The 24707-nt window shown below is 65.4% G+C and carries 25 protein-coding genes, 1 tRNA gene and 1 riboswitch; of the genes, 6 read left to right on the forward strand and 20 right to left on the reverse strand.

Features of this window, described 5'->3' with window-relative positions:
• Positions 1–5: 5 nt before the first annotated feature.
• From VMV82_06275 to hrcA, 10 genes are read right to left on the reverse strand one after another with little or no spacing between them, the layout of a single operon-like run.
• Positions 6–248, reverse strand: coding sequence for a DUF2630 family protein (locus VMV82_06275; GenBank protein ID HUY41157.1), 243 nt, complete (start codon positions 246–248; stop codon positions 6–8).
• On the reverse strand, positions 245–1180 hold the full coding sequence (locus VMV82_06280; protein ID HUY41158.1) for a hypothetical protein: 936 nt from the start codon (positions 1178–1180) through the stop codon (positions 245–247). Before VMV82_06280 ends, VMV82_06275 begins: the two co-directional genes overlap by 4 nt.
• A gap of 14 nt (positions 1181–1194) precedes the next feature.
• A complete protein-coding gene (locus VMV82_06285; GenBank protein ID HUY41159.1) occupies positions 1195–1530 on the reverse strand; it encodes a hypothetical protein in 336 nt (111 codons plus the stop codon).
• Entirely contained in the window at positions 1527–1856 is a 330-nt protein-coding gene (locus VMV82_06290) for a hypothetical protein (protein ID HUY41160.1), read from the reverse strand. The genes VMV82_06285 and VMV82_06290 overlap by 4 nt, the downstream gene beginning before the upstream one ends.
• Entirely contained in the window at positions 1856–2830 is a 975-nt protein-coding gene (locus VMV82_06295; GenBank protein HUY41161.1) for an acetyl-CoA carboxylase carboxyltransferase subunit alpha, read from the reverse strand. The genes VMV82_06290 and VMV82_06295 overlap by 1 nt, the downstream gene beginning before the upstream one ends.
• Positions 2827–3690 (reverse strand): acetyl-CoA carboxylase, carboxyltransferase subunit beta, encoded by an 864-nt coding sequence (gene accD / locus VMV82_06300; protein ID HUY41162.1) that lies wholly within the window; start codon positions 3688–3690, stop codon positions 2827–2829. Before accD ends, VMV82_06295 begins: the two co-directional genes overlap by 4 nt.
• Positions 3690–4409, reverse strand: a complete 720-nt coding sequence (locus VMV82_06305) for a polyprenol monophosphomannose synthase (protein HUY41163.1) — start codon at positions 4407–4409, stop codon at positions 3690–3692. The genes accD and VMV82_06305 overlap by 1 nt, the downstream gene beginning before the upstream one ends.
• Positions 4410–4442: 33 nt before the next feature.
• Positions 4443–5162 (reverse strand): 16S rRNA (uracil(1498)-N(3))-methyltransferase, encoded by a 720-nt coding sequence (locus VMV82_06310; protein ID HUY41164.1) that lies wholly within the window; start codon positions 5160–5162, stop codon positions 4443–4445.
• A gap of 11 nt (positions 5163–5173) precedes the next feature.
• Complete coding sequence (gene dnaJ, locus VMV82_06315; protein HUY41165.1) at positions 5174–6286, reverse strand: molecular chaperone DnaJ; 1113 nt, start codon at positions 6284–6286, stop codon at positions 5174–5176.
• 14 nt (positions 6287–6300) lie between these two features.
• Positions 6301–7344 (reverse strand): heat-inducible transcriptional repressor HrcA, encoded by a 1044-nt coding sequence (gene hrcA / locus VMV82_06320; GenBank protein HUY41166.1) that lies wholly within the window; start codon positions 7342–7344, stop codon positions 6301–6303.
• 60 nt (positions 7345–7404) lie between these two features.
• Here hrcA and acs point away from each other — a divergent pair, with 60 nt between their 5' ends.
• Positions 7405–9366 carry an acetate--CoA ligase gene (acs, locus tag VMV82_06325; protein ID HUY41167.1) on the forward strand — a complete coding sequence of 654 codons (1962 nt, stop codon included), beginning with the start codon at positions 7405–7407 and terminating at the stop codon, positions 9364–9366.
• Positions 9367–9374: 8 nt separating this feature from the next.
• On the opposite strand, the gene VMV82_06330 is transcribed toward acs, so the two are convergent.
• Together VMV82_06330 and VMV82_06335 are read right to left on the reverse strand one after the other, a co-directional pair.
• Positions 9375–11309, reverse strand: coding sequence for an oligopeptide transporter, OPT family (locus tag VMV82_06330; protein ID HUY41168.1), 1935 nt, complete (start codon positions 11307–11309; stop codon positions 9375–9377).
• Between the two features lie 21 nt (positions 11310–11330).
• Positions 11331–13202 carry a TonB-dependent receptor gene (locus tag VMV82_06335; GenBank protein HUY41169.1) on the reverse strand — a complete coding sequence of 624 codons (1872 nt, stop codon included), beginning with the start codon at positions 13200–13202 and terminating at the stop codon, positions 11331–11333.
• Positions 13203–13252: 50 nt separating this feature from the next.
• A riboswitch (cobalamin riboswitch) is annotated at positions 13253–13316 on the reverse strand.
• A 75-nt stretch (positions 13317–13391) separates the two neighbouring features.
• Between VMV82_06335 and VMV82_06340 the strand changes: the two genes are divergently transcribed.
• Positions 13392–14186 (forward strand): helical backbone metal receptor, encoded by a 795-nt coding sequence (locus tag VMV82_06340; GenBank protein ID HUY41170.1) that lies wholly within the window; start codon positions 13392–13394, stop codon positions 14184–14186.
• On the opposite strand, the gene VMV82_06345 is transcribed toward VMV82_06340, so the two are convergent.
• The 4 genes from VMV82_06345 to add all read right to left on the reverse strand — a co-directional run bounded on the left by VMV82_06345 (position 14167) and on the right by add (position 18588).
• Positions 14167–15972 carry an ATP-dependent DNA helicase gene (locus VMV82_06345; protein ID HUY41171.1) on the reverse strand — a complete coding sequence of 602 codons (1806 nt, stop codon included), beginning with the start codon at positions 15970–15972 and terminating at the stop codon, positions 14167–14169. The genes VMV82_06340 and VMV82_06345 overlap by 20 nt on opposite strands.
• Positions 15973–16220: 248 nt before the next feature.
• Positions 16221–16901, reverse strand: coding sequence for a rhomboid family intramembrane serine protease (locus tag VMV82_06350; GenBank protein HUY41172.1), 681 nt, complete (start codon positions 16899–16901; stop codon positions 16221–16223).
• Positions 16898–17587: a metal-dependent transcriptional regulator gene (locus VMV82_06355; protein HUY41173.1), complete on the reverse strand. Its 690-nt coding sequence runs from the start codon at positions 17585–17587 to the stop codon at positions 16898–16900. Before VMV82_06355 ends, VMV82_06350 begins: the two co-directional genes overlap by 4 nt.
• A gap of 5 nt (positions 17588–17592) precedes the next feature.
• Positions 17593–18588 (reverse strand): adenosine deaminase, encoded by a 996-nt coding sequence (gene add, locus VMV82_06360; GenBank protein ID HUY41174.1) that lies wholly within the window; start codon positions 18586–18588, stop codon positions 17593–17595.
• 105 nt (positions 18589–18693) lie between these two features.
• Here add and VMV82_06365 point away from each other — a divergent pair.
• From VMV82_06365 to VMV82_06375, 3 genes are all read left to right on the forward strand, one after another.
• Positions 18694–18770, forward strand: a tRNA-Met gene (locus VMV82_06365).
• A gap of 105 nt (positions 18771–18875) precedes the next feature.
• The gene (locus VMV82_06370) at positions 18876–19955 is read left to right on the forward strand and encodes a hypothetical protein (GenBank protein ID HUY41175.1); all 1080 of its coding nucleotides are present in this window, start codon (positions 18876–18878) and stop codon (positions 19953–19955) included.
• Complete coding sequence (locus VMV82_06375) at positions 19942–20673, forward strand: hypothetical protein (GenBank protein ID HUY41176.1); 732 nt, start codon at positions 19942–19944, stop codon at positions 20671–20673. Before VMV82_06370 ends, VMV82_06375 begins: the two co-directional genes overlap by 14 nt.
• Here the strand turns inward: VMV82_06375 and VMV82_06380 are convergent.
• Positions 20670–20885, reverse strand: a complete 216-nt coding sequence (locus VMV82_06380) for a hypothetical protein (protein HUY41177.1) — start codon at positions 20883–20885, stop codon at positions 20670–20672. The two genes, VMV82_06375 and VMV82_06380, sit on opposite strands and share 4 nt — an antisense overlap.
• A 12-nt stretch (positions 20886–20897) precedes the next feature.
• Positions 20898–21176: a high-potential iron-sulfur protein gene (locus VMV82_06385; GenBank protein HUY41178.1), complete on the reverse strand. Its 279-nt coding sequence runs from the start codon at positions 21174–21176 to the stop codon at positions 20898–20900.
• 102 nt (positions 21177–21278) lie between these two features.
• Here VMV82_06385 and VMV82_06390 point away from each other — a divergent pair, with 102 nt between their 5' ends.
• Positions 21279–22373 (forward strand): phosphodiester glycosidase family protein, encoded by a 1095-nt coding sequence (locus tag VMV82_06390; protein ID HUY41179.1) that lies wholly within the window; start codon positions 21279–21281, stop codon positions 22371–22373.
• Positions 22374–22414: 41 nt separating this feature from the next.
• Here the strand turns inward: VMV82_06390 and VMV82_06395 are convergent, their stop codons facing one another.
• Positions 22415–23608 carry a glycine C-acetyltransferase gene (locus VMV82_06395; protein HUY41180.1) on the reverse strand — a complete coding sequence of 398 codons (1194 nt, stop codon included), beginning with the start codon at positions 23606–23608 and terminating at the stop codon, positions 22415–22417.
• On the reverse strand, positions 23604–24605 hold the full coding sequence (gene tdh, locus VMV82_06400; GenBank protein ID HUY41181.1) for an L-threonine 3-dehydrogenase: 1002 nt from the start codon (positions 24603–24605) through the stop codon (positions 23604–23606). Before tdh ends, VMV82_06395 begins: the two co-directional genes overlap by 5 nt.
• Between the last annotated feature and the right edge of the window lie 102 nt (positions 24606–24707).

Consider the following 24707-nt stretch of genomic DNA (forward strand, 5'->3'; position numbering starts at 1 on the left):
CCGCGTTACTGCTGGTACCGCTCGACGATGTCGGGCGGACGCAGTGACGTCGCGCCAGGATCCTGCTGCGCGTCGCGGCGCGCCCGACGCTGACGCAAGAGGTCCCAATACTGGTCGAGCTTCACCTCGATCGTGTGCAGGCGCTCGGCATCTGACGGCGTCAGCGCCGCACGTTCGCCGTGCTCGAGCAGGCGATGCTCCTCCGCGATGAGGTCTTCGATGTGGCTGCGGATCTGCGTGTCGTTCATGATTCTTCCTCGGCTCCCCAATCGACGATTTCTCTCTCGCGCTCCTGCAGAAGTACCCCGAGCAGTAGGTCTCCGGGCGCGATGACGGCGCTGCGCTTACCGACCATCTCCATCGCCGTCGCGAGAAGGATGATGCCTGCGGGCAAGATGTCCGCCCGCTGCGGGCGCATTCCGGGAAGGCTCTTGCGCTGCTCCAGCTCGAGCGCGCAGAGGCGCTCGAGCACGCTCCCCAGCGTCGTGCGCGTGATCTCCGGCGCTCGCTCGGCGCTCATACCGGCAACAGCCGCCGTCGTCGTCGCACTGCCGCCAACGAACAGCAGGCGGTCGATGTGGGGCTCGCCGTGCATCTGGGCGAGAGCTTGCGCAGCGATCCGAACCCCGTCGGCGAGGCTCTGCCCGTCGACGGGACCGCAACGTCCGGAGAGCGCGGGCAACTGCTCCGTCAGCCGCACGGCGCCGATTTCGTACGAGTGCACGGACGCTACATCGTTTGACGTGCCGACGGCGTACTCGGTGCTACCGCCGCCGATGTCGACCACGCCGCTACGCCCCTGAAACGGCGGAAGGGAACCGACCGCTCCACGGAACGACGCGTGCGCCTCTTCTTCACCCGAGAGAATGCGCATATCGGCACCCGTAGCCGTACGTACGCGCTGCGCGAACTCTTGTGCGTTCTCCGCACGACGCAACGCACTCGTTGCAACGACGAGCACCTTCTCGCAGCGATCGCGCGCTCCGTTCGCATACTCGCGCAGCACGGAAATCGTACGCGCCATCGCGTCATCGCCGAGTTTTCCAGACTCGCCGAGCCCTTCTCCCACGCGCGTGCCGACGGTTCGCGCGAGCTCCACGTGAGGAATCGGCTGGCGCATGTCGGCAACGAGCATGCGCGTCGAGTTCGTGCCGATCGAGAGCACCGCGTGGCGTCCCATTCGGCTCTGGGACGCTACTTCGGTTCCCAATGTGCGGCGCGACGCTTCTTGCGCAGAAAATGACGTTCGTGGGCGGGACGCTCTCCCTCCCGCTCCTCGGTGCTCTTGAGGTACGAGGTGATCTGCTCTTCGAGCCGTTCGTCGGAGATCTGGGGTACGAGCGCCACCGTCGCACGGCGCGATTCACCGTTGCGAACGAACGCAAGGGAGGAGCGCGTCGAGAAACTGCGCTCGTACTGCCGGCGATGCGCCTCCACGTCCTCCGCCGCCGCGTGGGCGATCTCACCGCCTTCCAGCCGGACCGTCGCACCGAACGCGTTGAGGTTGATGACGGTCCCGCTGACGCTCACGGCTGCGACGAAGGCGACGGCGCGGGAACGAGATAGATGAGCGTCTGCCCGGGTTTTACCATGCGCAGCCGGCGGTAGATGTACGGCACCACGCCGTCGGGCTGCTGCAGACGACGAATCTCGCGCGTCTCTTCTGCACGCCGAACGCGCAGGGCACGGATGTCGTGCTCGGTTCGCGCGAGCTCGTGCGCGAGCGCAACGTTCTGCTCGATGCGCTGCGCGAAATCGAACGAGCCCAGCACGACGACCGCCGCGACGACGATCGTTCCGGCGATACGTCCCAGCGCGCGGACGAGTCCGTTCTTGCGGACCCGGCGGCGCGCCATCAACGCCTCCCCGCGGGCGACGAATCGCGCTTCGAGCTGCCGATGCGCCGGTATTTTTCGTATCGCGCGCTCAAAAGCGTCGGAGAGACGTATCTGTCGAGCTCGGAGAGCGCGGCATCGACGCGGTCGAGTACGCGCGCAACGACGGCCGACGGATCGCGATTTGCGCCGCCCAGCGGCTCCGGAACGACCTCGTCGACGATGCCGAAGCGTAGGAGATCTTGCGCCGTCAGCTTGAGATGCGATGCCGCCTCCTCGGCTTTCGTCGCGTCGCCCCAAAGAATTGCCGCACAGCCCTCGGGCGACGCGACGGAGTACGTACTATTCTCCAGCATGATCACGCGGTCGGCGATCGCGAGCGCGAGCGCTCCGCCCGATCCGCCTTCTCCGATGATCGCAGCGACGATTGGAACCGTTGCGTCGGTGAATGCCACGAGGCACTGCGCGATCGCCTCGGATTGCGCGTGCTCTTCGGAATCGATGCCGGGATCGGCACCTTTCGTGTCGACGAACGTCACCATCGGCACGCCGAACCGCGTCGCGAGATGCGCGAGGCGCTCCACCTTGCGGTAGCCTTCGGGAGCGACCATGCCGAAGTTACGCCGCAGATTCTCCTTCGTATCGCGACCGCGCTGCTGACCGATCGCCATGACGGCGCGACCGCGCAAAAGTCCGAGGCCGCCGACGACGGCTTGGTCGTCGCGATACGCGCGATCGCCGTGCAGCTCGTCAAAGCGATCGAATGCGGCGATGTATTCCAGAGCGGTCGGCCGGTTGGGGTGGCGCGCGATGTGCACCTTCTGCCACGGCGTCGGTGCACCGTAGACGTCGCGTAGAACCTCCTGATACTTCGCCTCGAGCGTCGCGATCTCGCTCGCAATATCGACGGGCTGGTCGGCGCTAGCGGTGCGCAGGTCGGCGATGCGGCGCTCCAGCTCGAAGAGCGCCTTCTCGCGATCCGCAAACGGGTTCATGCCCTCACCCCGTGAAGGCGCCGCGCCGCGCCGTGGCTCGCATAACCGAGCAGATGCACGAGCATTTCTTTGATGCGGCGACGCTCGACGACCATGTCGATGTGGCCTTTTTCGAGCAAGAACTCCGCCGTCTGGAACCGATCGGGCAGCTTCTGCCGAATCGTCTGCTCGATGACGCGCCGGCCGGCAAACCCGATCATCGCGCCGGGCTCGGCGATGATCACGTCGGCCTGAAACGCAAACGATGCTGAGACGCCGCCGGTCGTGGGATCGGTCAGAACGGCGATCAAGAGATTGCCATCGTCCATGAAGCGCGTAACCGCAGCCGTCGTCTTCGCAAGCTGCATCAGCGCGAACATCCCCTCCTCCATGCGAGCGCCACCGGACGCCGTGAAGATGATGCAGGGGATCGCGCGCGTACGGCCTTCTTCGAGCAGCAGCGCGATACGCTCGCCGACGACGGTTCCCATCGTTCCGCCGCGAAAATGGAAATCCATGACGCCGAGCCCGACGTCGAAGCCTCCGATCTGACCGAACCCGCAGACGACGCCCTCGCTGAGCCCGCTCTTCTCGCGATCGCCGGCGAGCTTGGCCGGATAGCTCTTGCGATCGGTCCACACGAGAGGATCGCCGACCTGGACGTCGGCACCGATCTCGGCGAAGTCACCGTCGACGATGCCGCTGATGCGATCGTACGCGCCCATACGGAAATGATGGTTGCAGCGCGAGCAGACCCACAAGTTGGCGGCGAGATCGCGCCGGTAGAGCATCTCGCCGCATTCAGGGCACTTGCTCCATTGAGCTGCGTTTCGCTCCTCGTCCTTCCCGCGACGCACGTGCAGCCACTCCGGCATCGGCATCAGGCAGCGCTCCTGCGGGGCAAGAGTCTCGCCGCGTAGAGCTTGCGCAGCTGCTTGAGATAGTTGAATATCTCGCGCCGATTCAGCTTCGACTCGCCGGTCGTGCGATCGGTGAAGACGTACGGGATCTCCACTGCCTTCCCGTAGTGCGCTTTAGCGATGACTTCGAGTCCGATCTTGAAGCCGATCGGGTCGAGCGCCACGTTCTCGAGCGCGTCGCGCCGAACCAAAAAGTATCCGCTCGTGATGTCCTTGACGCGCGTCAGCGGGCGAGCGAGCGCGCAGGCAACGCGCGACGTGACGATCCGGCGCATCGGCCAGTTTCTGATTCCCCCGCCAGAGACGTAGCGGCTCCCGACGGCGAGGCCGTAGCCGGCCTCCAGAGCCGCGACCATCTTCGGCAGGATGGTGATATCGTGGCTGAAGTCGGCATCCATCGCGCCGAGCGCGACGGACTCCGGCCGTGCGGTCTTCCAGCCGTCGATCACGCCGCTCGACAGACCCATCTTCCCGGGGCGGTGCACGCAGCGGACGGGGAGCTCGCAGGCCAGTCGGTCGACGATGGATCCGGTACCATCAGGCGAGTTGTCGTCGACGACGACGATCTCCGCATCGAGACGGTTATCGCGGCAGACGCGGTCGATCGCCCGCAGCAGCCTTTCGATGCCGCCCGCCTCGTTGTAGGTCGGGATCACCATCGAGAACGGAATCGTTGCCATGCTTAATCGGTTATATTACGACGCGGGCGCTCGTTATTCCGTTCTCCCCTCACTTTCGTACGCGAGCACCGCAAGCAGCGCGAGCGCCGCCGTCTCGGTGCGAAGGATGCGCGGCCCGAGCGAGACGACGGTTGCTCCGCATGCGAGCGCGGCGTCGGCTTCGGCGTGAGAGAAGCCGCCTTCCGGCCCGACGATGACGAGAACCCGGTGCGCGCCGTGCAACGAGCGGGGCAGCGATTCGCGCAGTGGTGCCGCGCGGAGGCTCTCCCACGCAAAGAGCACGAGATCGTACTCCTGCACGCGCGCGAGCACCTCGGAGAACGCCACCGGCTCTGCAACCACCGGCGCCGCACGACGGCCGCACTGCTGCGCCGCGCTGCGCGCGATCCGCTTCCAGCGCGCGAGCTTCTCCTTCCCACCCGCGCGCGCGATCGTGCGCTCGCTGGTGAACGGGAGGATTGCCGCGACGCCGAGCTCCGTCGCCTTTTCGACGACGTAGTCCATCTTGGCACCCTTCGGAAGTGCTTGTGCGACGTCGACGCGTACGCCGGGCTCTCGATGCGCCTCGCGCTCCTGGAGCAGACGCGCAACGACATCCGTACCCGCAAACGCGATCTCCGCATCGAAGTCACGCGACGTCGAATCGATCACTTCGATGCGATCTCCGGCGCGCAGGCGCAGCACGGTGCGAATATGATGCGCGTCCTCGCCCTCGATCAGGACGCTCTCACCTGGTTCGTGCGTACCGGGCACGAAGAGGCGTGCTATGGTCGAAACGCGTCCTTCACGCGATCGAAGAACGACGGCTCCTCTCCGTGATCGCCGCCCTCGTGCGCGAACTCCTCGAGTACCTCGCGCTGGCGCTTCGTCAACTTCGAAGGGACGACGATCCTGACGGTCACGCGATGATCGCCGCGTCGCGACCCATGAACCTCGGGCATGCCGCGCCCGCGAAGCTCGAGGATCGTTCCGCTCTGCGTGCCGGGCGGGATCGTAAGCGGCAGCTCGCCTTCAAGGCTCGGAACGCCGATCGTCGCGCCGAGCACAGCCTGCGTGAAGCCAAGAGGCACTTCGACCGACGTGTCGAGGCCCTCACGAGCGAAGCGTTCGTGCGGAGCGAGCGTAAGGTAGACGTAGAGATCGCCAACGGGTCCGCCATGCAGGCCCGCTTCGCCTTTCCCGGCGATGCGAATGCGCGAGCCGTCGTCGACGCCGGCCGGCACCTTCACCGTCAGCGTGCTCTGAATGTGATGGCGCCCTTCGCCCGCGCATGCGTCGCAGGGCTGCGAAACGACCTGCCCTTCACCGTGACACGTCGTGCACGTCGTCTGCGTGACGAACTGGCCGAGCGGTGTCTGCCGCACCGAGCGAACCATGCCGGAGCCGCCGCACCGTCCGCACGGCACGACGAGCGTCCCGGGAAGCGCGCCGCTGCCGTTACATTTTGCGCATTGCGCGAAGTGTCCGTAGGCGATCTCTTTTGTGACGCCCGAGAATGCGTCTTCGAGCGTGATCTCGAGATCGTACCGCAAATCGGCGCCCCGCTGCGGGCCGCCGCGTTTTCCTTGACCGCGCGCGTCCCCGAAGAACATATCGAAGATGTCGCCGAAGCCGCCCGCACCGAAGCCGGTGAACCCGAAATCGCCCATCGCGCCGTCGTCGGCACTACCGAAGCGATCGTAGTGAGCGCGCTTGTGCGGATCAGAAAGCACCTCGTACGCTTCGTTGATCTCCTTGAAATAGCGCTCCGCCCTAGCCTTGTCCTCGGCGACGTCGGGATGGTGCTTGCGTGCGAGATTGCGATACGCACGCTTGATCTCGTCGGGTGATGCGTTGCGCGCAACCCCGAGGGTCTCGTAATAGTCCTTCGTTGGCATCGCGCGTCTTACGTCTACCGGATTTCCGCGTCTGCGAGACGCGCCGAGAGCGATTCCGCGGTTCCCGATGCGAGCGCGAGCAGCCGCGCGTACGGCATGCGGCGTGGCCCCAGAATCGAGAGCATGCCGGTCGCCTTCGGACCGAAGCGATACGGCACGGTTACGACGGAGAGGTCGGCGAGTTCTTCGTTTCCGAGTTCGTGACCGATCTTGACGCTGGGGTTATCGCTCACGATGGCGTTTGCAACGATATCATACAGCGTCCGCTGCTCCTCCACGATGCGTAGGATCGAGCGCAGTTTACGGACGTCGGCGAACTCCGGCTGGTCGAGGAGATTCTGCGCCCCGGCCGCCGCGATCTCGGGCACCTCGCTCGCGCGCGCGCTCTGCAGCGCGGTCGTGAGTGCGCCGCGCACGTCGTCGCCGAGGCCGAGCTCGGCGACGACACCGGTGACCTCGCCGTCGCCGATGTCGTGCAGCGGACGGTTTGCATAGCGAGCGTTGAGCGCGCTCGAGAGACGCGTGAGATCCTCCGCCGAAACGTCGCTATTCAACTCGAACAGGCTCTGCGCCGACACCCCGAACGACGTCACGACCACGGCAACGCCGGTGCGCGGAGCGATCGAGATCAGCTGAACGTGCTTGAATAACTGCGCTTCGCTCTGCGGCTTCGTTACGAACGCCAGACTCTTCGAGAGCTTGCCCAGAAGCCGCGTCGTCTGCTCGACGAGCTCGTCGAGCTCGTGGCTTGCGTCCTTCAGGTCGTCGCGGATGCGGCGCCGGTCGGCGATCGTGAGCGCCTCCGGCTGCATCAAGTCGTCGACGTAGGTGCGGTACCCGGCATCTGAGGGCACGCGGCCCGCGGACGTATGCGGCTGCACGAGATACCCGGCGGCTTCCAACTCTGCCATCTCGTTGCGCACGGTTGCCGAGCTCACGCCGAGGTTGTATTTTTGCGTGAGCGTCTGCGACGCGACGGGCTCGGCGGTTGCCACGTACTCATAGACGACCGTCGCGAGGATATATGCCTTGCGCTCGTCGAGGTGGGGCGGCTTCATCCGCTCTATATTAGCACTCCTTAGCCAGGAGTGCCAAAGGGCGCGCCCTAAATGCGCGTCATGGACACCGCTTCGGCCATCGAGGCACTCCTCGAGGAGAGCCGCCGCTTTCCGCCGCCCCCCGACTTTGCCGCCCAAGCCAACGCAAAACCCGGCATCTACGCCGAGGCCGAGCGCGACTTCGAGGCCTTCTGGGCAGGGTGGGCGAGGACGCTCGAGTGGAGCAAGCCCTTCACGAAGATTCTCGAGTGGAACGAGCCGTTCGCCCGCTGGTTTTCCGACGGCGAGCTGAACGTCTCCGTCAACTGCCTCGATCGGCACGTCCGCGCCGGCAAGGGTGCGAAAGTCGCCTACTACTACGAGGGCGAGCCGGGCGATCGCTGGGAGATCACCTACGAGCAGCTGCTCGACGACGTTTGCCGCTTCGCCAACGGCTTGCGCGCTTTAGGGATCAAACGTGGCGACCGCGTCGCCATCTACATGGGCATGATCCCCGAGCTGCCCATTGCGATGCTCGCGTGCACGCGCATCGGCGTGGCCCACTCCGTCATCTTCGGCGGATTCTCCCCCGATTCGATCGTCGATCGCGTCAACGACGCGCAGTGCGTCGCCGTCATCACCGCGGATTATGCGCGCCGTCGCGGCGGCACGGTGGCGTTGAAACAGAACGTCGATGCCGCGCTCGAACACACGCCGAGCGTCAAGCACTGCATCGTCGCAAAGCGCGTCGGCGACCCCGTGCCGATGCAACGCGGGCGCGATCGTTGGTGGCAGGACGTCGTCGCGGATCAGCCCTCGACATGCGAGCCGGAGGCGATGAACGCCGAGGACTTGCTCTACCTCTTATACACGAGCGGTACTACCGCGAAGCCGAAGGGCATCAAGCACACGACGGGCGGTTACCTCACGCACGCGGTAATGACGCACATGCTGGTCTTCGATTTGAAGCCTGAGACGGACGTCTACTGGTGCGCGGCGGACATCGGTTGGGTAACCGGGCATACGTACATCGTCTACGGCCCGCTTGCGAACGGCGCGACGTCGGTCATCTACGAAGGTACGCCTGACTACCCGGACAAGGACCGGCTTTGGGAGATCGTGGAGCGCTACAAGGTCACGATTCTCTATACCGCTCCAACGGCGATCAGAACGTTCATGAAGTGGGGCGCGCAGTATCCGCAGCGGCGCGACCTTTCGTCACTGCGGCTACTGGGAACGGTCGGCGAGCCCATCAATCCGGAGGCATGGATCTGGTATCGCGAGCACATCGGCGGCGGCCGCACCCCGGTCGTCGATACGTGGTGGCAGACGGAGACTGGCGGCATCATGATCTCGCCGCTGCCTGGGATCACGACGCTCATGCCCGGAAGCGCAACGCAGCCGCTCCCCGGGATCGGCGCCGACATCGTCAACGACCAAGGCGAATCGGTGCCGCTCGGTGGCGGCGGCTACGTCGTCATCACGCGGCCGTGGCCGGGAATGTTGCGCGGCATCTGGGGTGACGACCAGCGCTACGTAGAGACGTATTGGAAGCGCTTCGCGCATCGTTATCTTGCCGGCGACGGCTGCAGGCGCGATCGGGATGGAAACTATTGGTTCATGGGCCGCATCGACGACGTAATGAACGTCAGCGGCCACCGCATCTCGACGACGGAAGTCGAGAGCGCGCTCGTCGGCAGCCCGAAGGTTGCAGAAGCCGCGGTCTGCGGGAAGCTCGACGATATCACCGGTCAGGCGATCTACGCGTTCGTCACGCTTCGAGGCGGCGAGAACGGGTCGGAGGCGCTCGCAAACGAGCTGCGAGATTTCGTCGGGGAGAAGCTCGGCAAGTTCACGCGTCCAAAGTACGTCACGTTCACGCCCGAACTTCCCAAGACGCGCAGCGGGAAGATCATGCGCCGGCTCCTGCGCGACGTCGCCGAAGGGCGCGCGCTCGGTGACATCACGACGCTCGCCGATTCAGCGATCGTCAAAGACTTGCAGGATCGCGCGAAGGGCGAGGTCGCGCAAGACGAGTCGTGAGCGCTTCCTCAGGATGACGCGAGGCGACGGGCGCGGATGCCGACCCAACGGTACAGCAGCCACGGCGTTAGGACGAACGCAATCACGCCGAAAAGCGATCCCCAGTTCGTAAACCAATCGCCGACGACGGCGAGCGGCGACGCTTTGCCGCTCGCAACGATTATCCCCGCGAGCCCGACGCCGAAGAGACTCTCGCCCACGATCAACCCGGAGGCAACGAGTACGCCCAACCGTCGCGCCGCCGCCGCATTGGGTTTCTTTGCGACCCAGCGATTGTAGAGCGCACCGAAGATCGCGCCGACGACGGCTGGAGCGGTCGTCGCGGCGGGCAGATAGATCCCGAGTCCTACCGCAAGAGGGGGTAAGCGAAACCGGCGCGTCATGCGTCCGACTTCGTCCGCGGCGACGACGAGCCCACCGACGATCGCACCCACGCCGATGAGGCTCCAGTCGATGTTCCCTTGGATCACGCCTTTTGCGAGCGTCGAGATCAGCGTCGCTTGCGGCGCCGGCAAGCCGTGCCCGCCGAATCCGTACGCCTTGTTCAGCAGATTGAGAATCGGCGGAATGACGACCGCACCGAAGAGCACGCCGACGACGAGCGCCACCTGTTGCTTCCACGGCGTAGCTTCGACGAGCTGGCCCGTCTTGAGATCCTGCAGGTTGTCGTTCGAGATGGTTGCGACATTGATGATCACCGCGGTCACGAAGAGCGCGTATGCCACGAGCGCTGCGGAGGCCGGCGCCCCTGCCGTATGCGCGAGCAGAGCGAGCAGCAGTGACGCACCGATAACCGCGAGAATCGCCAACCCCGACACCGGGCTGTTCGACGAGCCGATCAGGCCTGCCATGTAGCCGCACGCAGCGGCGACGAAGAACCCGGCGATCACGATATAGATGACGGCGGCGATCACGAGCGGAACGACAACGGTGCCGTACGCGCCGCGCGAGAGAAACGCATCGAGTGCGATCGCGATCGGAATCAACGAAATCAGACCCACGACGGCGACGATTCCGATCGGCAGGTCGCGCTCGACGATCGGAAGGGCGGCATTCCCGCCGTCGCGACGAGAGCGCGAGGCGGCCATCGCGGCGCGCAGGCCGTTCCAGACGGGCGCGACGAGCCGGCCGATTGCCCAGATCGCTGAGACGCCGATGGCGCCGGTACCGATGAACCGCACGTACTGCGACCACGTTGCGATGGCGACGTCGCCGGCGGCGCCGGCCATGGGATGCAGTGCGGTGAGAATCGGCATCGCGATGCCCCAAGCGATGACGAGCCCCGCGAAGATCGCGAGGCCGACGGTCAAGCCGATGAGGTGCCCCGCGCCGATCAGCGCGAGCGAGCCGTTCAAGCCGATGCCGGTCGCAGAAGCGCCGAACCGGAAATACGCGCTGAACGTGCTCGCGAAGAGTTGCATGGCCGAGAGCAGCTGAAATCCGGCCGACGCGATCGAGCTGACGACGAGCGCGAGCAGCCCCGTGCGGTTCTCGGCGGCGGCCTCTTCCCGATGCTCGCCGGCGCCGACCTTCAAAACCTCCGCTGCAGCGACGCCTTCCGGATACGGCAGATCCGAGTGCGTTACGAGTGCTCTGCGCAGAGGTACGCTGTACATCACGCCGAGCACGCCGCCGGCGGCGATGATCCAGAACGACTGCCAGAATGGAAAGCCGCTCCACCATCCGACCATCACGAGACCCGGCAGCACGAAGATGACCGATGAGAGCGTGCCCGCGGCGGAGGCCACGGTCTGTACGATGTTGTTCTCGACGATCGTCGCGTTCCTGAACGCGCGCAGCACCGCCATGGAGATGACCGCCGCCGGGATGGACGAGGCGAACGTCAACCCGACCTTCAGGCCGAGATAGACATTCGCCGCCGTGAAGACGAGCGTGATCGCGCCGCCCAAGAGCAGCGCGCGAAGCGTGAGCTCTCTACGCATCGGGCGGAGCCTTCGACCCGGCTACCGCGTTCTCAGCTCGACGGAGAACGAACGCCCAGGAACCGGAAACGCATAGAAGGCGACCGACGAAGGAGCGTACGTACCGAACTCTGAGTACCGCGCGCCGGTGAGATCGTACCCGCGCACCGCGAGCAAGAGAAGTGGCGATACGCGGTAGCCGACGTACGCGTCGACGCGCGTGTACGCGACCGGCTGATCGAACGCCGGCAAAGCCGGGTTGACGATCCCGCGCGCGCCCTTCGAGATCGTTTGGACGCCGAATCCCTCGAAACGGCTCCGCGCCGGCGCGGCGTACTGCAATCCGCTCACGACCGTGAAGACGGGGCCGCGTCCGGCGATGCGCGTCTGCGTGTCGAGGTCCTGTGCGCGATAGAGGTTGGTCACGGCCACGTGAGCGGAAAACCCGTCGTACGTACGGGTGCGCGCTTCGAGCGTGAGGCCTTGCACGATTGCGTGTCCGATGTTCTCGGGGACGAATGTCACCGGATTATCGGCGATGAAATCTCGCCCGTCGGTCGTGAACCAGCCGAGGCTGACGCCGCCGAGCAGCGCATCGTCGACGAGCGTCACGTCCGCGACGCGCGCCTTCTCAGCGACGAGTCCGGGGTTCGAAAAGAACGGATAGTAGAGCTCCTCCTCGGTCGGCGCGCGGAATGCGGTCGCGGCGTTCCAACGCAGGCTCACGTCGCTCGAAAGTCGCGCAATTCCACCGATCGACGGCGAGAGCGCGCCACCGGGGGCGCCGTCGTTCTCGCCGCGGAGTCCGGCATAGATCTCGTCGCCGCGCGCGTCGAACCATTGCGACTGCACGTAGGCCGCGGTCTGATCGAAGGGATGAATCTGGAGTGCGTCGATCCCGTCGTCGACTCGTGCTGCGCCTCGGGTCAGATCGATTCCATAGACGAGATGCTCGCTGCCGTTGTCGACGACGTCACGCAGATCGGCCATGGTTCGCTCTTCGGTCAGAAGCTGCGCGTACGCAGGAACGGGCGGCGTCAGATAGGCGTTCGGGCACTCGGGGTCGACCGGCGTGTCGCACGCAAATGCGAGATCCGACGATGACGCGCCGAACTCGATCGAAAGCGCCGCGCGCGCGCCGTCGTGCGAAAGCGTGACGCGCGCGTTCCGGTCGACGGTTCCTTCACGACTCGTTGGCGAATAGAAGCCCTGCGGACCGGGAACGCCGACGTGTTCGTCGACGAGGTCGCCGGAGAATGCCAAATGCACCGCGCCGAGATCGTGCGAGTACGCCGCGCGCAGCGAGCTCAGCGACGCGTCGGCATTCTGCTGCACGCCCCCGGGTAGCGGATAATCGTTGGCCGCAATCGTTCGCGAGAGCGAGATGAGCGGCGTCTGCACTGCGAGCGAGCGCTCTCCGAAGGAACCGGCTTCGGCCGTCGCGCCCGATCGCGGCGCCGACGCGGTGATGATGTTGACGATGCCGCCCATCGAGCCCGAGCCGTAGAGCGTCGAGCCGCCGCCTTCGACGATCTCGATACGGTCGACGCCGGTCGTCGGGATCTGCCCGAGGTCGAGCGACGCGATCTGCGATCCAGCAACCGGCATACCGTCGAGCAAGACCAGCACTTCCGCGCTCGAAGAGCCGCGGATACTCACACTCGAGAGCGATCCGAAGCCGCCGTAGCGTGCGACGTCGACGCCTGGAACGTGCGCCAGCGCGTCGGCAACGGTCAGGTACCCGTCGCGAACGATATCGGCGTGCGTCACGACGTAGGTCGTGCGTGCCGTGCGAGCGGCCGATTCCGAGGAGCGGTCGCTCGTGAACACGTGCGCGATCGGCAGTATCGTGGGCGTGGGAGAGGGGGAAGGCGCAGAGGCGATAAGCGCCGCAAAGAGCGGTGCGATGATCATGGCATTCCTTTCCTTGACGCGAGGCGGAAGATGCTCGTAAAGCCTGCTGCGTATTCTGACTCGCGGGTATCCCGCATACAGTGGCGCGACCGTACCGGCTTCTCACCGGCTTCCCGCGCAAGCTTACGCTTCCAGGATTGTCGGCGCGCGGGAGCCTTCCTGCTGCTTCTCGCGCTCTGCGCATGCGCGGTGCCGCACGAACGCCACGTCGCGTCGCAGCAGCGGCGCGTCATCGCGCTCATGCCCTCTTTCGTCGAGGACCTCGTGGCGCTGGGCGCCGCGGGGCGGATCGTCGGCGTTTCGTCGGGAACTGGCGACGTCCCGGCCGTGCGCCGCGTGCCCATTGTCGCCGACTTTGCCAGCGTCGACGTCGAGCGCATCGTCGAACTGCATCCCGACGTCGTGCTCGCCATCCCCGCGCAGATGCGTTTTCTCGTGCCGCTGCAACGCGCCGGGATCGACGTCGAGACGCTCCCGGACGACTCGTACGACGACATCTTCGTCGATCTGCGGCGAATCGGCGCGCTCACGGGCCGCGAGCGCGAGGCGGCAGCCGAGATCAAGCGACTTCAGCAAGAGACCTTGCGCCTTACGCGCAGCGAGGCGCGTTTTGCGCGCCCGCCGTCCATCTTCGTCGTCATCGCAACGCAGCCGATTTGGACGGCCGGCGAAGGCTCCTATATCGCCACGCTCTTGCGTCTGGCCGGCGCGCGCAATGCCGCTCACAAGCTCGGCGCCGCGTACGGCGAGTATAGCGCCGAGGCACTCTTGCGCGATCAGCCCGATGCCATCGTCACCGATCCATCGACCGAAATCCGCAGCGTCGAAGGGCGCGAGCCCTGGCGTAGCCTTCGCGCCATACGCCGGCATCGCGTCTTCGTAATCCCGGACGCGTCGCTGCTCGAGCGCCCGGGGCCGCGCTACGTCGAGGGCCTCGCGTGGCTGATTAGCGCTTTTCGTAAACTCAATCGAATAGCTCGGTGAGCTGTTCCAAATGATCGATGCGCGTCGCATTCGGCAGCGCGTCCAGGATGGTTGCACCGTAGCGCGTACCGGCGGCGCGGCCGTCGAGTAACGCCACGACGCCGCGGTCGCCGGTGTTGCGAATGAGCCGTCCGAAGCCCTGTTTCAAGCGCATGGTGGCAGCGGGAACCATATAGTTGTCGAAGCCGTCCAGGCCGCGCGCCTGCAGCGATTGCACGCGCGCGGCGACAAGCGGATCGGCGGGTGAGGGAAATGGCAGCCGGTCGATGATGACGCACGAGAGCTGATCGCCGACGATGTCGATGCCTTCCCAAAACGTGCCCGTGGCGAAGAGCACCGCGTTCGGTGTCGCACGAAACCATTCCAGGAGCCGTGCGCGCGGAAGCTCCCCCTGCAGGCGAATCGGAAATGCGACGCGCTCGCGCAGAAAGCCATGCACCTCCCGCAACCGGGCATAGGACGTGAACAGAACGAACGCACGGCCGCGCGAGCGCTCGAGACACTCCTCGACGATCGGCGCAGCCCGGCGCGCGAAGTCCGCGGACTTCGGATTGAGCGCCGCGGGCGCGATGAAGAGCCGCGCCTGCCGCGCGTAATCGAACGGCGACGGCGCCACGAGCTCCTGTGCTTCGTCGATGCCGAGGGTGCGACGAAGAAAATCGAAGGAACCGCTCACCGACAGCGTCGCGCTCGTCAGCACCACGCTCGACGTTCGCGCGAAAAGCGCCTGACGCAGAAAATCGGCTACGTCGTGCGGCGCGCTCTTCACCTCGAACGTTGCGTCTGCATCGCTGCGCTCGACCCACGCGATCGTTTCTTCGCGCGGGGATTGTGCACGATCGATCGTCGCGATGTGGGCCAGCAACGGCCGCGTGGCAAGCTCTCGGCGTCGCTCGGCTTCCGCGTCATTCTCGGGCGGACGCAGGAGCGCGTCGTGCCAGTGCGAGTGAAGCCAGTTCTCCACGCGGTAGAGCGCGTTACGCAGCGCATCGAGCGCGCGGTCCACGTCGTCGTTTTCGATGAGCGCGTAGCGCTCCGCAGGGCCCTTCGCAAGGGCGTGCTCGAGAGCCCGAACGCTTTCGTCGATCTCCGCGTCGAGCGCTGCGGGAAGGCGATAGACGCGATGGAGCTTGCGCATCATGCGCCCGACGGTGCGCCGTGACACGGTGCCCGTCAGCGCGTCGGTCGCCCAGCGTTCGCATTGGTGCGCTTCGTCGAGCACGACGACATCGTACGGCGGCAAGAGTCCGCCGCCCATGGCCAGATCGAGAAAGAATAGCGCGTGGTTGACAACGACGAGATCCGCGTACTTCGCCTCGTCGCGCTTCTTGAAAAACCAGCAGTCGCGAAAGTGCTTGCAGAACTCGCCCGTGCAGTCGTCGGCATCGGCGTTGACCTGCTCCCATTCTTGCGCGCCCGGCATGAAGCGCAGCTCCGCGCGGTCGCCCGTCGGGGTGCGGTCGGCCCATTCCCACACCTGCTGCATCGAGCGCGATGACGGCACGAGCCGTTCGGAGCGCATGCGCTCGTACTTCTCCTTGCAGAGGTAGTGATTACGACCTTTGAGCAGCGTGACGCGCAGCGGCACATCCAACGCGCGTGCGACGAGCGGAATATCTTTTTCGACGAGCTGCTCCTGCAGCGCGATGGTCCCCGTCGAGAGCACGACCTTCTTCCCGCTGCGCACTGCGGGAATGAGGTAGGCGAGCGACTTCCCGACGCCCGTGCCAGCCTCCACGATCGTGTGCACGCCTTCGAGAATGCCGCGCTCGACGAGTTTTGCCATCTGGACTTGGCCCGGGCGCGCCTCGAAGTTCGCAAACGCACTCGCAAACGGCCCCCGCCCGCCTAAAAGATCTTCGACCGTGTCATTGATTCCATGGGCCACCGGCTCGTGAGATATATTAGCGTTCTCCATTGGCGACCCTCGCGTTCCTACGAAATACCATCAGCGCGCTTGCACGATCTCGTTCGGTGACGCTCTACGCCGGCAGACCGTCCGCGCTCGCCACCCGCCCGCAGCTGCGAGGCTCCTTACGAGCCCGCGCGGCTAGCGTTCTCGGGCGGCTCCTGATACTCCGCATCTAAAATGGTGCCGCCGCCAACGTCGACGACCTCCGGCCGTACCCGCTTCGGCGGAAAGTAGATCGCGAAGGTCACGACAAAGCCCGCGAGCAGACCGCCCACGTGCGCCTGCCACGAGATATTGGGAAACGCGAAGGTGAAGATCAAGTTCAAGATCAGCATCGGCAGGTTCGCGCGCACAAGATCCATGCCGTGCTTGCCGAACTTGAAGCCGATGGCGAAGAGCGCGCCGATCAAGCCGAAGATTGCGCCGCTCGCACCGAGCGTGGCGACGTCGGGAGGGCTGAAGTACACGACGCTCAAACCCGACGCCACGAGCGATACCGCGTACACGAAGAGCATGCGCGGCGAGCCCAGAGCGGCCTCGATGAACCGCCCGAAGATCCACAGCGCGAACATGTTGAACCCGATGTGCATGAGGTTCGCGTGCAAGAACGCACTCGTGATGATGCGCCAGTATTCATGATTCTGCGTTACCGCAAGCGGCACGAGAGCGCCCGCGTTATAGTAGGCATTGGGGTCCGGAATGTTGCCGCTGAACATCCCGGGTCCGATCGTCACGATCTCCCAAAGAAAGACGAGAACGTTGACGACGACGAGAAAGCCCGTGACGACGGCGGGCGTCCTCACTGGAGCGCCACCGCTTCCAGCGTCACGAGTACCATACGCGCGAGTTCGAGCGAGATCGCGAGCTGCCGTCCAGCGACCTCGACCGTTACCGGGCCGCCGAGCGGCGCTTTCTCGACGATGCGCACGCGGACGCCCGGCCGCAGGCCGATCTCGCCCAGGTAGCGGAGCATCTCCGGCGGCACCTCGGTCACGCCGCAGACCGTCGCGTCGCTGCCGGCGTCGGCTTGCGCCAGCGGCTCGCCGACCGGTTCCGGCCGGCTCAAGTCGCGCGGGGGAATCGGATGACCGTGCGGACACGTCAGCGGGTTGCCGAGAACGTCGATCAATCGCTCCTCAACGCGGTCCGTGATCGCGTGCTCCAAGATGCAGGCTTCGGCATGCACGTCGTCCCACGGCATGCCGAGCACGTCGGTGAGCAGACGTTCCGCCAGCCGGTTTCGCCGCACCACGCGAACGGCAGCCTCCAAACCTTGGTGCGTCAGGCGTACGTCGCCGCGCGCTTCGTGCTCGACGTATCCCTCTCCGACGAGCTTCTTCAGCATTCCCGAAACCGACGCCGGCGAGACGCCGAGCTCGGTCGCGAGTACCGACGTCGTGGCGCCGGGACCTTCCCGCTCGAGGCGATAGATCGCTTTCATATACATTTCGAACGATTCGGCGAAGTGCGAATGCGAGTGTCCAGGCATCGCGGCTACTCTTCAAGGACCGTGGAGCGAAGTGCCTGCTTACGCTGCGGGCTTGCAAAGCTCGCCTCCACGGCGTTTTGTACAAAGCCGCGCATGGCCGACAGCCCGGCGACCTGCGCGACGTAGCGATACTCGGATTCAATCGACGTTCCGAAGAGCGCAGGATCGTCTGCATCGATAACGACCTGAACGCCGGCCCGATGCAACGCGAAGAGCGGGTGCGGCTGCTCGGGATCGGCGGCGCCGGTCAAAAAGTTCGACGTCGGACAGATTTCCAGCGCGATTCCTCGCTGCGCCAGCAGCTCGACAAGCGCCGGGTCTTCGAGCGCGCGGATGCCGTGTCCAACCCGCTCCGCGCCGAGCACTTCGACGACGGCACGGACGCTCTGCGCGCCGGCCGCCTCGCCCGCGTGCGCGACCGCGTGCAAACCTTGTGCTCGCGCGCGCGCGAAAACCTCGGCAAAAGGCTCCGCCGCAAAACGCGCCTCGTCGCCGCCGAGTCCGATCCCGATGACGTCGAGACTGCCGCACGCAAGCGCGAGATCGAGGGTGCCCATCGCGCTCTGCGGTCCGAAGTTCCGCGTTACGTCGAGGATCAAGGCGAACGGTGCGCCCTTTGCGCGCCGCAGCTCGCCAGAGATCGCGGCGAGGGCCTCGCGCACGTCCAACTCGGGGTGAAAGTACTTCCAGACCGACGGCGAGACGAAGATCTCGCCGTACGCGACGTTCTGGGCGGCGGCGTCCGTCACGAACTCGCGGGCGACACGCGCGTAGTCGTCCGGCGTGCGCAGTGCCTGGCAAACCGCCATGAACGTACGAAGAAACGCTGCGAAATCGGCAAAGCGGTAGACGTCGGCGGGATTCTGCGTTTCGATTCCGTCGCGCGCCGCAAGGTCGAGGAAGCTCTGCGGACGCAGCGTTCCCTCGAGGTGGCAGTGAAGATGAATCTTCGGCATGGACCGAACGGCCGCGTCGAAAGGAGGGCCTGCAGCAAGATGCACGCCCCTCGCTTTCGCCACCGGTCCCCGATACCCCGAGTGCAACCATGGGGTCCTAAATGGGGTCCCGAGCAGGGACCGGCCTCGGAGCCGTAGCAGAGTACGCGCCGCGGGGTGGAGCAGTCCGGTAGCTCGTCGGGCTCATAACCCGAAGGTCGATGGTTCAAATCCATCCCCCGCAACCAAGTTCCGAAAAGCCCCTCGAGAGATACTCTCCGAGGGGCTTTTCGTCGCGCTCGGTAGCTTACGGAACCAAGCGGAGAGCATCCGCGTTCCTCCAAGTGAGGGCAATGGTAGTCTCTTTTCTTCGTCATTGGTGTGCGTACGTTGCGGGTTGCCGCGACGCGCGCCCAACCGCCAAACTCCTGCGAGGGAGCGAGCATTCAAAGCTCTTCCCGTACGCCGACGGCATCTCGCAGCACGCGCGTCTCGTCGCCGACGGGATTACGGCGCGCTGTCGGCAGCAGATCGTCGATCCCTCGCAGCGGTATCGCCGTCTCGTCGCGCGTTACGAAGTCTCGATCGGGCCGCGCCTGCAACGGCTCGCGCACGAACACGGTGACGCCTTAGACAAACTCCAGCGAGTGCGCGAGCTGCCGCACGACGGCGGTTCCGAACGCCCCGCGGAGGTGGTCTTCAGCCACCGTCTCTACCCGTGGGTGATGGCGGCGCTCGTCGTGCTGGAGTTTCCGTTCAATCTCATGGTCATGCAAGTGCTGGGCGAGAGCCTCGCGCTCACCGCCGTTTTGGCCGGCGGTATCTCAATTCTCGTTCCCCTGCTCGGCCATATCATCGGCAAACAGTTGCGCATCCGGCATTATCTCTCGGCGCTCGTAATCACGGCGGCCGGGGTCGGCCTTCTTCTCGCCGGCGCCTACTTCCGAACCACCTATCTGCGCGAGGCGACGCAGGTGAGCGATCAACGAATCCTCTATGCATTCTTAGCGATCGGCATCGTCTTTCTCATGGTTTCGACCTTCGCATCGCGCTACAGCGAGCCGGGCGAGGACGAACGCGTTCCGCGCCGCGTCGTCGAAGCCAAGAGCGCCGTGCGCCGTAAGCGGCGTTCGCTCGAGGATGCCGAACGCGACGAGAGCCGCCTGCGCGAAGCCATCCAAGCGGCCTACGAGCGCGGTAAAGTGATCGAAGACATGCGCGACATCGCGGTGCGGCGTGAGGTCGACGCGCACAACATTCTGCTCGATGCCTATTGGCGCGGGCTACAGCGAGCGTGGGGCGGCGCATCGTATCCGGACGAAGCCGGCTTCAAGATTGAAGATGTCTATCAGCCCTCGCTTTGGCCGCCGGCGCAACTGGAAGAGCCCCGCATACAGTACGCTCCGCTGCCGAGCACCGTTGCCGTCGCTTAAACTCGGCTTGCTCGCCGTCGCGTGCGCGACGCTGCTTGTCGGCTGTGGGCCGCGCACGCGCTTCATTCAAGTCCTGGCAAACGTACGCGATGCAGCACCCGGTGCCGCGTGGCCGCGTGAGATGCGCATTCTCAAGACAGCGGTTCTGCCTTACGTCGGCGCCGGTGACACGCTCGTCGTCGCGCCGATCGGCGATCATGCGTACACCGATGCACCTGTCGCCGACGTTACGCTCGAACGCTCCTCCGCCTTCGGCGCCAACCCGCTGCAGTCGACGCTGCGGAATCAGGCGTTGCTGCGTGGCCTTTTCGCAACGGTCGAACGCCGCCTCGAAGCCGACCGCTCGAGCGGACATACCGAGATCATCGCCGCAACGATGGCCGCAATGGATCGATTCAACGGCGAGCCGAATGCGAGCAAGATCCTCATCCTCGATTCTACCGGCTACGAACAATCGAGCCTCGTCAACATGGCGGACGTGCACCAACAACTCGATCCGCGCTCGATCGCGCTCTTGATCGCGAGCATCCGCCGCGCAAACGAACTGCCGAGCCTTTCCGGCGTACGCGTTTGCGTCGCGGGGATCAGCTCGGGTGAAGGCGGCTGGGCCGTCGAGCGGCGCGTCCTCGCGATCCGCGCGTTCTGGAGAGCGTTCTTCCGCGCTGCGGGAGCGCGGCTCGTCTCCTACGGAACCACTCCTACCGGCTGCCTGTCCTAGCGCTGAGGGCCTTTGACGCGTGCGGCGAGGTCGCGTGCGTTGCGCTCGCGCCCGGCCGCGCCGCGAATCTCTCGCACGAGTCCCAGTATCGCGGCGACCGTCGCACCGATGCCGACGAGCGTTTCATCGGGAATCGCCGCGAGCGGGAATACGAGAAAGACGGCCCCCCCGATGAGCCCGACGACACAAAGAAACGTGACAGCCTTGCGCACCGGCGGGCGAGGCTACTTCGCCGCGTACGCGACGCACCAGCCGTTGGGGCTGATCGCGCCCTCGACGATGCTGCACGTCCCGTTCGCACTCGCCGTCTTCCCCGGATGGAAGAACCGGCATCCCGAGCACTTCTGCGTGCCGTTGGGACGCGATTGATACTTGACCTGTGATTTGGAGCTCTTCGCTTGCGCGATCGACGTGGTCGAGGCGAGGAGTCCGGCGAGCGCCGGTAAGACGACGAGCCCGCGCAGGGCTTCCCCGCGCGTCAGCTTGTCAGTAGATTTGCTCATGAAGACGACCTCCGTTGCCCGCAACACTACTCCGATGACTCGGCAAAGTCATGCGTTTGGCACGGGGAATCGGCCGCGAACCTCGAAGCAAGCAACCCCAAGATGGCTCTTGTGGCACTCCGGGCTTTCCTGTATGCGACGCTGCTTCTCGCCGCGTCCGTTTCACTCTGCCGCGCCGGCGCACGGCCGGCGGTCTCGTTCGCTACCGCAACGATCTCGGGCAGGCACGTCACCTACCTCGTCGTGCGGCTCGACCGAGTACGCGTCGAGACGGCACTCGGGCACGACCGCGTCGCGCGTATGGAATCGCTCGCGCAGATGGCGCTCCGTCACCACGCCCTCGCGGCGATCGACGGAGGGTTCTTCGAATCCTCATTTCGCGGCCCGATAAAGGACCTGATCGACACCACCGTCGTCAACGGCCGTCTCGTCTTCAAAGGCGACTCGGGCAGCACGCTTTTCTTCGACGCGAAGAACCGCGCGAGCATCGCACAGATTCCGCTGCGCATCGAAGGCGCGCTCGACGGCAGCTACGCCTATCCAAACAACTGGTTCGCGTACTGGATCAATCGCTATCCCGAGAACGCGAGCCGCTCGACCGTCACGATCTTCACGCCGGCATGGGGAAGTGCGACTGGGTTGCGGGGCTTTCAGGTCTTGGTCGAAGACGGCGTCATCGTGCAGATCGCACACCGGTCGCTCCCGATCCCGCTCGACGGCTACGTAATCTACGTCCGCGGCGAGCCCGAGATGGCGTCGCACTTCCGCGTCGGACGCCGCATCGCGTACCGCCTCGTGCGGCGCGACGGTGAGGGCCTCGGCAGCTTTGGCGACGCGTGGCAGGCGATCGGTGGCGGACCCCGTCTGCTTCTCGACGGGCGCGTCGCGCTGGATCCGCACGCCGAGGGATTTCACGATCCCGCACTCTTTCGTATTGCCGAGCGGAGCATCGTCGGCGTCACGCGCGACGGCCGTCGTCTCATCCTCGCCACCGCAACGGGAACGCTCCATCAGATGGCCCGCATCATGCGCCGCCTCGGGGCATACGACGCGATGAATCTCGACGGCGGAGCCTCGAGCGGCCTGTGGGCCTGGGGACATTACCTCACGCGCCCGCACCGCATGCTCAACAATGCGCTGCTGATTTTGCCGCGCAAGCCATATGTCGGGAACGTCGCTTCGCGCCACATTCCGTAGCGCTCCGGCCGCATTACGCCGGGCAAAACGCGCGGTCCCTCCTAGCCGAGAAGCCCTACGTCCTTCCCCACGGTCGCGAACGCGGCAAGCGCGCGGTCCATCTCCTCGCGTGTTAGCTTCGCGCTCATCTGCACGCGGATACGCGCGGTTCCCTCGGGGACGACCGGATAGCCGAAACCCGTCACGAAGACGCCGCGTTTGAGGAGCGCGTCACTCATCGCAATAGCAAACGCCGTTTCGCCGACGATGATCGGGACGATCGCGCTCTCGCCGTCCAGAGGGCGGTACCCGATGCGCCTGAGCCCCGCACGAAAGTATGCGACGTTATCGCGCAGACGCGTAACGAGCTCGGGATGTGCGTCGAGGTAGTCGATCGCTTCGAGCGCGCTGCATGCAACCGTTGCCGGGAGCGCGTTCGAGAACAACTGCGGGCGCGAGCGCTGGATCATCGTATCGACGAGCGCGCGGCTGGCAGCGATGAAGCCGCCGGCAGCGCCGCCGAGCGCCTTGCCGAGCGTACCGGTGATGACCGCGACCCGACCGGTAAGACCGAAGTGCTCGATCGTGCCGCGACCGGTCTCGCCCATCACGCCCGTTCCGTGGGAATCGTCGACGACGACGATCGCGCCGTAGCGCTCGGCAAGCGCGACGATCTCGGGCAGCTTTGCGAGGTCGCCCTCCATCGAAAAGACGCCGTCCGTTGCGACGACGATGGGGAACGCATCGCCTACCGTCCGTAGTTTGCCTTCGAGATCCTGCATGTCGCTATGCCGGAAGCGCTCGCGACGTGCCTTCGATGCCAAACGGACGCCGTCAATGATCGAGGCGTGATTGAGCTCGTCGGAGACGATTGCGGCACCTTCGTCGCAGATCGTCGGGAAGAGTCCGGTGTTCGCGTTCCAGCAGGAGACATACGTCAGCGCGGATTCGGTGTCGAGGAAGGAGGCGATGCGTCGCTCCAGCGTGCGGTGCACGTCGAACGTTCCGCAGATGAAGCGCACCGAGGCCGTTCCGGCGCCGTATCGATCGAGCCCGCGCTTCCCTGCGTCGACGACTTCGGGCTGATCGGCGAGCCCGAGGTAGTTGTTCGATGATAGCACGATGACGTCGCCCGCTTCCTCCATGTGCACTTCGGGCGCCATCGGCGTCGTGATGTGGCGTAGATGCTTGTAGGTGCCTGCCGCCTTGAGCGCCTCCAGGTCGGCAGCGAGCTTTGCTTCGAACCGCGCGTTAATGGCCGGGCCCTCCCACGTCGAGGACGATCTTCGCTGCCGCACCCGTGCGCATCAGCTCGAAGGCCTCGCCGTATTCTGCGAGCGGCAGCGTGTGGGTGATGATCGGTCGCAGATCGATGCGGCCGCTCTTGAGCAGCGCTTGCGTCTGATACCAGGTTTCGAACATCAGCCTCCCGTTGACGCCGAGCACCGTCAGTCCTTTGAAGATGATGCGCTCGGCGAGGTTCAGGTTGACGTTATCGCTGGGAATGCCGAGCAGCGCTGCGGTTCCCCCATTGCGCACCATCTGCAAACCGCTGTCGATCGCGGCGCCGCTGCCGGACATCTCGAGCAAGACATCGACGCCGTCGCCGTTGGTGAGCGCGCGGATCTCTTCGACGAGCCCCGGCTGCGATGCGAGAAACGTGCGATCCGCACCCAGGCGCTTAGCCAAACTCAGCTTCGCTTGATTGACGTCGATGGCAAAGACGGATGCGGCGCCTGCGGCGCGCGCAACCGGAATCGCCATGAGGCCGATCGAGCCGACGCCCGTGATTGCGACGCTGCGCGTGCTGACGCCCGCCGCCATCACGGTGTGCACAGCGTTGCCGAGCGGGTCGAGGACCGCGGCGACGACGTCGGGTATCGCGGGATCCAACTTCCACACGTTGTACTCGGGCATCGCGATGTACTCGGCGAACGCGCCGTCGCGATCGACGCCGATGATCTTCAGCCGCTCGCAGATGTGGGCCTGTCCGGTGCGGCAGAGAAAGCACGTGAGGTCTGCGATGTGCCCTTCTCCGGAGACGCGATCGCCGACGCGAACGGCGCGCACCGCATCGCCGACGGCCTCGACGCATCCCATGAACTCGTGCCCGATGATGCACGGCGGATGCACGCGCTCCTGCGCCCAGTGGTCCCACACGTAGATGTGATAATCGGTGCCGCAGATCCCGACTTTATCGACGCGAATCAGCACGTCGGTCGGCCCGATCGAGGGAACCGGTACCTCTTGCATCACGAACCCTGGCTCCGGCCGCACCTTGCAGAGCGCTCGCATCATCTCGGGCATAGGCGCCGCACAGGTTTGACCTTAGGTCTCATTTGTCATCCCGATCCT

Source organism: Candidatus Dormiibacterota bacterium (assembly GCA_035532035.1).
Taxonomy (GTDB): Bacteria; Vulcanimicrobiota; Vulcanimicrobiia; order Vulcanimicrobiales; family Vulcanimicrobiaceae; genus Tyrphobacter.